Here is a 7,062-nt window from a genome sequence, read left to right on the forward strand (position 1 = left end):
CATAGTGCCTGCGGCCACGCGGCTTTGCAGCGGCGGATGACCCGCGCGGGACGAGGCTCTGCTACCGTGCCGGCTGCCCTGCGTCGTGCGCCGTTTCCGCGCCGGCCGATCTACCGAGGTAAGCCATGATCGAACAGACCCTCGCCGACATCTTTGGCTACGACGGTTTCCGTCCGGGCCAGGAGGCCGCCATCCGCGCGGTGATCGACGGCCGTTCGGCGGCGGCGATCTTTCCCACGGGTTCCGGCAAATCGCTGTGCTACCAACTGCCGGCATTGCTGCTGCCCAACCTGACGCTGGTCGTCTCGCCCTTGCTGGCGCTGATGCAGGACCAGCTGGCGTTCCTTCACCGCCACGGGATCGCCGCCGCCAGCATCGACTCGGCGCAGAGCCGCGAGGACGCCAGCGCGGTGATGGCGCGGGCAAAGTCCGGCGAGCTGAAGATCCTGATGATCTCGGTGGAGCGGCTGAAGAACGAGCGCTTCCGCCACTTCATCGCCCAGGTGCCGATCTCGCTGCTGGTGGTGGACGAGGCGCACTGCATCTCCGAGTGGGGCCACAACTTTCGCCCCGACTACCTCAAGCTGCCGAACTACGCGCGCCAGTTCGGCATTCCCCAGGTGCTGCTGCTGACCGCCACGGCGACGCCGCCGGTGATCGCCGACATGCAGGCCAAGTTCGCCATCGCCGCGGGCGACGTGATCACCACCGGCTTCTACCGGGCCAATCTCAACCTGCTGGTGGAACCGGTGGCCGGGCGCGACAAGCTGCGCCGGCTGGTCGACTGGCTCGGCGCCAAGGCCGGCGAGCCGGCAATCGTCTACGTCACCCAGCAGAAAACCGCCGAGCAGGTCGCCGCTCACCTCGGCGCCAGCGGCGTACCGGCCAGCGCCTACCACGCCGGCATGCCGTTTGATGTGCGCGAGGCGATCCAGCGGCAGTTCATGGACGGGCGGATCAACTGCATCGTGGCCACCATCGCCTTCGGCATGGGCATCGACAAGAGCGACATCCGCAACGTGGTGCACTTCGACCTGCCGAAATCGATCGAGAACTATAGCCAGGAGATCGGCCGCGCCGGCCGCGACGGGCACCCTTCGGATTGCCTGGTGCTGGCGAATCGCGACAGCCTCAGTGTGCTGGAGAACTTCGTCTACGGCGACACCCCGGAACTCGACGGCATCCGCGAGGTGCTCGAGGAAATCCGCCAGGCCGAAGGCGGCCAGTGGGAGCTGATGCTGGGCGCGCTGAGCGAGCAGAGCAACATCCGCCCACTGCCGCTGAAGACGTTGCTGGTGCAGCTGGAACTGCGCGGCATCATCGCCCCGCGCTACGCCTATTTCGCCGAGTACCGCTTCAAATACCTGATCGAGCCGGATGCCCTGCTGGAGAAGTTCGACGGCGAGCGTCGCCAGTTCGTCGAGGCCATCGTGCACAGTTCGGCTCGCGCGCGGACCTGGTGCACGGTGGATTTCGAGGCGCTCTACAACCAGCACCGCGCCGAGCGCGGACGGGTGGTCAAGGCACTGGACTGGTTCCAGGAGCGTGGCTGGATCGAGCTGGAGAGCAAGCAGATGACCGAAGTCTACGAACGGCTGCGCAGCGAGTTCGCCATCGATCGGCTCAGCGGCGAACTGCATGACTATTTCCGCCAGCAGGAAACCAGCGAGATTACCCGCATCCACGCCATGCTCGAACTGTTCGCCAGCGATCGCTGCCTGAGCCAGCGCCTGGCCGCGTATTTCGGCGACGCGCAGGCGCCGCAGCAGTGCGGGCACTGCTCGGTGTGCCGGGGACGGGTCGCGCGGCTGCCGGAATCGCCGGCGCTGCCGCCGCTGCAGGGCAGGGATTTCCACGCGCTGTGCGGCGCGTTCATCCAGCGCTACGAGGCGCTCAAGGGCAAGGCACCGAGCAGCGAGACGCTGACCCGCTTTCTCTGCGGCATCGGCGCGCCGCTGTTCACCAAGCTCAAGGCGAAGGGCATCGGCGGCTTCGCTGCGCTGGACGAATACCCCTATGCGCGGGTGCGGAACTGGGCCGAAGCGCATGTCTGAGCGCCTTGCGGTCAATTCCTGAAACAAAAGCGCCCGTTACGGCGCCGCGAAGCGAACGGCAGGCGGCCATACTCAAGGGCCTACCGTGCGCCTTCCTCGGGAGGCCTTCCCTCGCAATATGCCCGGAGGCTGCTCATGCCCACGCGTCGCCAGTTCGTCCAACGGTCATCCCTTCTCGCTGCCATGGCCGGCCTCGCGCCGCTGCTGCCGGCCTCGGCCTTCGCCGCCGATGAGCTGATGATGCGCAGTATCCCGTCTTCCGGGGAGCGCCTGCCGGTGATCGGCCTGGGCACCTCGCGGACCTTCAACGTCGATCCCGCCTCCGGCGAGATGAGCGGGCTGCTGGAGGTGATGAAGACCTTCGTCGAGGGCGGTGCGCGGCTGATCGATACCGCGCCCAGCTACGGCGATGCCGAGGCGGTGACCGGTGAACTGGTGAAACGCGTCGGTGCGCGCGACGAGGTGTTCCTCGCCACCAAGGTCTCGTCCACCGGTCGCGAGGCCGGGCAGCGCCAGATCGAGGCCAGCTTCAAGGCGCTGCAAACCGAGAAGATCGACCTGATCCAGGTGCACAACCTGCAGGACACCGTCACCCAGCTGGGCCTGCTGCGCGAGCTGAAGGAACAGGGGCGGATTCGCTACATCGGCATCACCCACTACGTCGAATCGGCCCATGACGACCTGATCGCAGTGCTGCAGAAGGAAAAGGTCGACTTCGTCCAGTTCAACTATTCGGTGGCCGCGCGCAATGCCGAGAAGCGGCTGCTGCCGTTCTGCGCCGAGCATGGTATTGCCACACTGATCAACCGCACCTACGGCGCCGGCCAGCTGTTCGCGCGGGTCAAGGGCAAGGCGCTGCCGGGCTGGGCGGTCGCCGAGCTGAGGGTCGGTTCCTGGGCGCAGCTGATGCTCAAGTTCGTGCTCGCCGACCCGGCGGTGACCGCCGTGATCCCCGCCACTTCCAACCCGCGCTACATGGCCGACAACCTGCTTGCCGGTCAGGGCCGCCTGCCGGATGCCCGGCAGCGCGAGCAGATCGCCGCCGAGTTCGCCTGATGCGGTTTGCTGCCGCCGTTGCGCGCTGGCCGACCATCCGCCCGGCGCGCCATCGTTCACCGTGACGCGGGCGTAACGCCCAGGCCGCCCCGGCCTATGGCCCGAAGCCCATGGCGCACGGGGCCTCGACAACACGGGAATCTCCATGTCCGACCATCCCATGACGCGGCGGCTGTCCACTGCCATCAACGCCCGTCCCGGCGAACTGCTGCCGGCGCTGGCCGGCTTCGGCCTGTTCTTCTGCCTGTTCAGCGGCTACTTCATGCTGCGCCCGATCCGCGAGGCGATGGGTATCCAGGGCGGTGTGGACAACCTGCAATGGCTGTTCTCCGCCACCTTCGTGGTGATGCTGATCGCCGTGCCTGCGTTCGCCTGGCTCAACTCGCGCGTGCCGCGCAGTCATTTCATCGACTGGGTCTACGGCTTCTTCTGCCTCAACCTGCTGGCCTTCGCCGCGCTGTTCGCCGCGCACAGCGACAGCGTGTGGATGGCGCGGGCGTTCTACGTGTGGATCTCGGTCTACAACCTGTTCGTCGTCTCGGTGGCCTGGAGCCTGATGGCCGACGTGTTCGATTCGTCGCAGGCCAGGCGCCTGTTCGCTTTCATCGCCGCCGGTGCCAGTGTCGGCGGGCTGGTCGGCCCGGCGCTCGCCGCGTTGCTGGTGGACATGCTCGGCCAGGCCGGGCTGGCGCTGCTGTCCGCCCTGCTGCTGGGCGCGGCGCTGCTGCTCAAGCACTACCTGATGACCTGGCGCGAGCGCGGCGGGGCCGGTCGCCCGGGTGCGCAGGCGGCGGAAAGCCCGCGGCGGCCGGTGGCCGGGAATCCGTTCAGCGGCATGCTGCGGGTAATCCGTTCGCGCTATCTGCTCGGGGTCTCGGGGTTCGTCATCCTGCTCGCCACGGTGAGCACCTTTCTCTATTTCGAGCAGGCGCGACTGGTCGCCGAGCTGTTTCCCGATCGCCACGAGCAGGTCCGCGTGTTCGGCCTGATCGACTTCGTCGTGCAGGCCGGCGCGCTGCTCGCCCAGGTGTTCGTCACCGGCCGCATTGCCCAGCGCTTCGGCATGCGCGCGCTGCTGACGCTGGTGCCGGCGCTGCTCTGCCTCGGCTTCGTCGGCCTGGCGCTGGCGCCGACCTTCGCCATGCTCGCCGGGCTGATGATCGTGCGGCGCATAGGCGAGTACGCCTTCGTCCGCCCCGGCCGGGAAATGCTCTTCGCGCCGCTGGACGCGCAGAGCAAGTACAAGGCTAAGAACTTCATCGACACGGTGGTTTACCGCGGCGGCGACGCCATCAGCGGCTGGGCCAAGAGCCTGCTCGATCTGCTCGGCCAGGGCGCGGTGCTGGTGGCGCTGGTCGGCGCCGTGTGCGCGGCGCTATGGGGCGCGCTCGGCTGGTACCTCGGCGAAAGAGCCGATCTCGACGCACGCAAGCCGCCGCGCCAGAGGCCTGCAGGTCGAATGTGACGGTTTGATGAAGATTGCCGTGGCCGGCTACCGCCTCCCGCGCCGCGCGGATACGCTCGCTCGCAGCGTGCCACCGCGCAGCGAACTCACGGGGGAATCATGTCGTTTCGAATCCATGCCCGACGCCACGCCGACGACGAGGTGCGGCGGGTCGCCAGGGAACGTATCGCCGAGGCCGTCGCCGCGCTGGACAGCGGCACGCCCAGCGGCGTGCACGATGCGCGCAAGCGGCTCAAGGAACTCCGCGCGCTGTTGCGCCTGGTGCACAAGCCGCTCGGCAAGAAGCTCTTCACCTGCCACAACCGCCAGTTCCGCGACATCGGCCAGCAGCTGTCGAGCCTGCGCGATGCCACGGCGATGGTCGAATGCTGGGATGCGCTGGTCGCCGAGGACCCCCGGCGTTTCTCCAGCGCGGCGATGAAGCGCGTGCGGGCGCGGTTGCAGGCTCGGGTGGCGGATATCGCGCCGGATCAGCCGCAGGCCCATGCCGAGCTGCTCGCCAGCCTCGGCGCGGCGAGCGAAGCGGTGGCCGACTGGCCGCTGCGCGCGCAGGGCTTCGCGCTGTTCAAGGCCGGGGTGCTGCGTACCTGCCAGGAGGGGCGCCGGGCGATGAAGGCGGTGCAGCAGAAGCGCAGCGACGAACTGCTCCACGAATGGCGCAAGCGGGTCAAGGATCACTGGTATCAGACGCGCCTGCTGCGCGATGCCTGGCCGGCGCTGCTCAAGGCCCGGCAGAAGAGCCTGGAAACCCTCGCCGGCTACCTGGGCGACGATCACGACCTGGCAGTGTTGCACCTGTTGCTCGAGGAACAGCCGGCGCTGTTCGGCGCGCCCAATACGCGCAAGACCATCGCCCTCGCCGTCGAGGCGCGCCGCCGGCAATTGTTCGACGAGGCCCTGGAGCTTGGCGCGCGGCTCTACGCCGAGAAGCCCGAGGGGCTCGCCGAGCTGTGGTCGAGCTACTGGAAGATCGCCAGCAAGGCACCCAAGTCTGCCTAGCTGCATCAGGTCTGAATTATCGGGTCGCTCGATGCTTTCCATCGGCAAAAGACGGTGGATTGCCGGCACGCCGCTGCCTAGCATGAGCGCCCGTTCTCGTTCGTTCCGGAGTCCATATGCACATAGAAGAAGCGATCACCACCCGCCGCGCCGTCAAGGGCTACGATCCGGCCTTCGTCCTCAGCGCGGAGGAGAAGAACGACCTGCTGCGCCTTGCGCTGTTCGCCCCTTCGGCGTTCAACCTGCAGCACGTCCGCCTGGTGGAAGTCAGCGATGTCGCCCTGCGCGCGCAGATCCGCGAAGCCGGCTGGGGCCAGGCGCAAATGACCGATGCCTCGATGCTGGTGGTGGTCTGCGCCCAGGTCGACAGCTGGGAGAAGAACGTGAAGCGCGTCTGGGAAGGCGCGCCGCCGGAAGTGCAGGACTACATGGCCGGCGCCATCGACGCCTACTACCGTGAAAAGCCGCAGGTGCAGCGCGACGAAACCATGCGCAGCTGCGGGCTCATGGCGCAGACGCTGATGCTCGCCGCGCGCGGCAAGGGCCTCGACTCCTGCCCGATGGACGGCTTCGACTTCGACGCCGTGGCCAAGCTGATCCGCCTGCCGGCCAACCACGTGATCGGCCTGATGGTCGCCATCGGCAGACAGACCATCGAACCCAAGCCGCGCATCGGCAAGCTGCCGTTCGACGAGGTGGTGCTGCGTAACCACTTCTAGACGATCCCCTGCGCGCCGGTCTTGCCGCGTGGAAGGGAGAATCGCCAGCCGGAGCGGCTTCTCGTCGACCTGCACTGCGAAAAGGCGCGCCCCGGGCGCGCCTTTTTCGTCGATGGCGCGAATCCGTCCGTTTGCGGCGCTCATGGCTTCTTACGATTTCCCGTCCGGCAGAGCATGATCGGGGTGAACCTCGACGCTCCCGCGAGCCTCGAAAAGAGAAGTACACAAGAAACGAGGAAATTTCATGCAGGTTCAAGTGAACAGCAATCAGATCGTAGCGAGTGCTTCCGTTCAGGATTGGGTCAGCGCAGCCGTGTTGGGGCGACTCGACCGATTCGAGGATTTCCTTACCCGCGTCGAAGTCCACCTCAGCGATGAGAACGCCAAGAAGGCCGGCGCCGACGACAAGCGTTGCCAGATCGAAGTGCGTCCGAAGGGCCACCAGCCGCTTTCCGTGACCCACAAATCCGAATCCATGAACCAGGCGGTGGATGGCGCCGCGGAAAAGATGCGCCATGCGCTCGAACATTTGATGGGCCGCCTCGATGCCAAGTCGGTCTCCACCGGGCATCTGGCCGATCCGCTTCTGGAGGAAGAGTCCGGGCAGGTTACCGACGCGCTGTTGCAGGAGGAATTCCTCGCCAAACAGGAAGCGCTCGGCAAGGACTGACTTGCGCTCGGCCTTCCTGCTGCGACGTGGGCCCCCCCCCCCCCGCCGGCGCGGGGGGGGGGGGGGGGGGCGCCGCCCGCGCCGGCGCCGGGGGCCCCG

The 7,062-nt window shown here is 67.3% G+C and carries 6 protein-coding genes; all 6 read left to right on the forward strand.

The window, feature by feature from the left end:
• Positions 1-125 precede the first annotated feature (125 nt).
• The 6 genes from QMX85_RS08790 (at position 126) to QMX85_RS08815 (ending at position 6,963) form a co-directional block, all read left to right on the forward strand.
• Positions 126-2,054, forward strand: a complete 1,929-nt coding sequence (locus QMX85_RS08790; protein ID WP_282339915.1) for an ATP-dependent DNA helicase RecQ — start codon at positions 126-128, stop codon at positions 2,052-2,054.
• A gap of 135 nt (positions 2,055-2,189) precedes the next feature.
• On the forward strand, positions 2,190-3,110 hold the full coding sequence (locus QMX85_RS08795) for an aldo/keto reductase (RefSeq protein WP_282339916.1): 921 nt from the start codon (positions 2,190-2,192) through the stop codon (positions 3,108-3,110).
• Positions 3,111-3,255: 145 nt separating this feature from the next.
• A complete protein-coding gene (locus tag QMX85_RS08800; RefSeq protein ID WP_282339918.1) occupies positions 3,256-4,575 on the forward strand; it encodes an MFS transporter in 1,320 nt (439 codons plus the stop codon).
• Between the two features lie 99 nt (positions 4,576-4,674).
• A complete protein-coding gene (locus QMX85_RS08805) occupies positions 4,675-5,574 on the forward strand; it encodes a CHAD domain-containing protein (protein ID WP_282339920.1) in 900 nt (299 codons plus the stop codon).
• A 116-nt stretch (positions 5,575-5,690) separates the two neighbouring features.
• A complete protein-coding gene (locus tag QMX85_RS08810; RefSeq protein ID WP_282339921.1) occupies positions 5,691-6,293 on the forward strand; it encodes a nitroreductase family protein in 603 nt (200 codons plus the stop codon).
• Positions 6,294-6,537: 244 nt separating this feature from the next.
• Positions 6,538-6,963: an HPF/RaiA family ribosome-associated protein gene (locus QMX85_RS08815; protein WP_282339923.1), complete on the forward strand. Its 426-nt coding sequence runs from the start codon at positions 6,538-6,540 to the stop codon at positions 6,961-6,963.
• Positions 6,964-7,062: the final 99 nt, after the last annotated feature.

Origin of the sequence: Pseudomonas sp. PS02288, assembly GCF_029959715.1 — a bacterium.
Classification (GTDB): Bacteria; Pseudomonadota; Gammaproteobacteria; order Pseudomonadales; family Pseudomonadaceae; genus Pseudomonas_O; species Pseudomonas_O kuykendallii.

Bases quoted from the DNA above. Each gene is read 5' to 3' on its own strand.
- QMX85_RS08795 (WP_282339916.1), top strand. From the start codon at position 2,190: ATGCCCACGCGTCGCCAGTTCGTCCAACGGTCATCCCTTCTCGCTGCC.
- QMX85_RS08815 (WP_282339923.1), top strand. From the start codon at position 6,538: ATGCAGGTTCAAGTGAACAGCAATCAGATCGTAGCGAGTGCTTCCGTT.
- QMX85_RS08800 (WP_282339918.1), top strand. From the start codon at position 3,256: ATGTCCGACCATCCCATGACGCGGCGGCTGTCCACTGCCATCAACGCC.
- QMX85_RS08810 (WP_282339921.1), top strand. From the start codon at position 5,691: ATGCACATAGAAGAAGCGATCACCACCCGCCGCGCCGTCAAGGGCTAC.
- QMX85_RS08790 (WP_282339915.1), top strand. From the start codon at position 126: ATGATCGAACAGACCCTCGCCGACATCTTTGGCTACGACGGTTTCCGT.
- QMX85_RS08805 (WP_282339920.1), top strand. From the start codon at position 4,675: ATGTCGTTTCGAATCCATGCCCGACGCCACGCCGACGACGAGGTGCGG.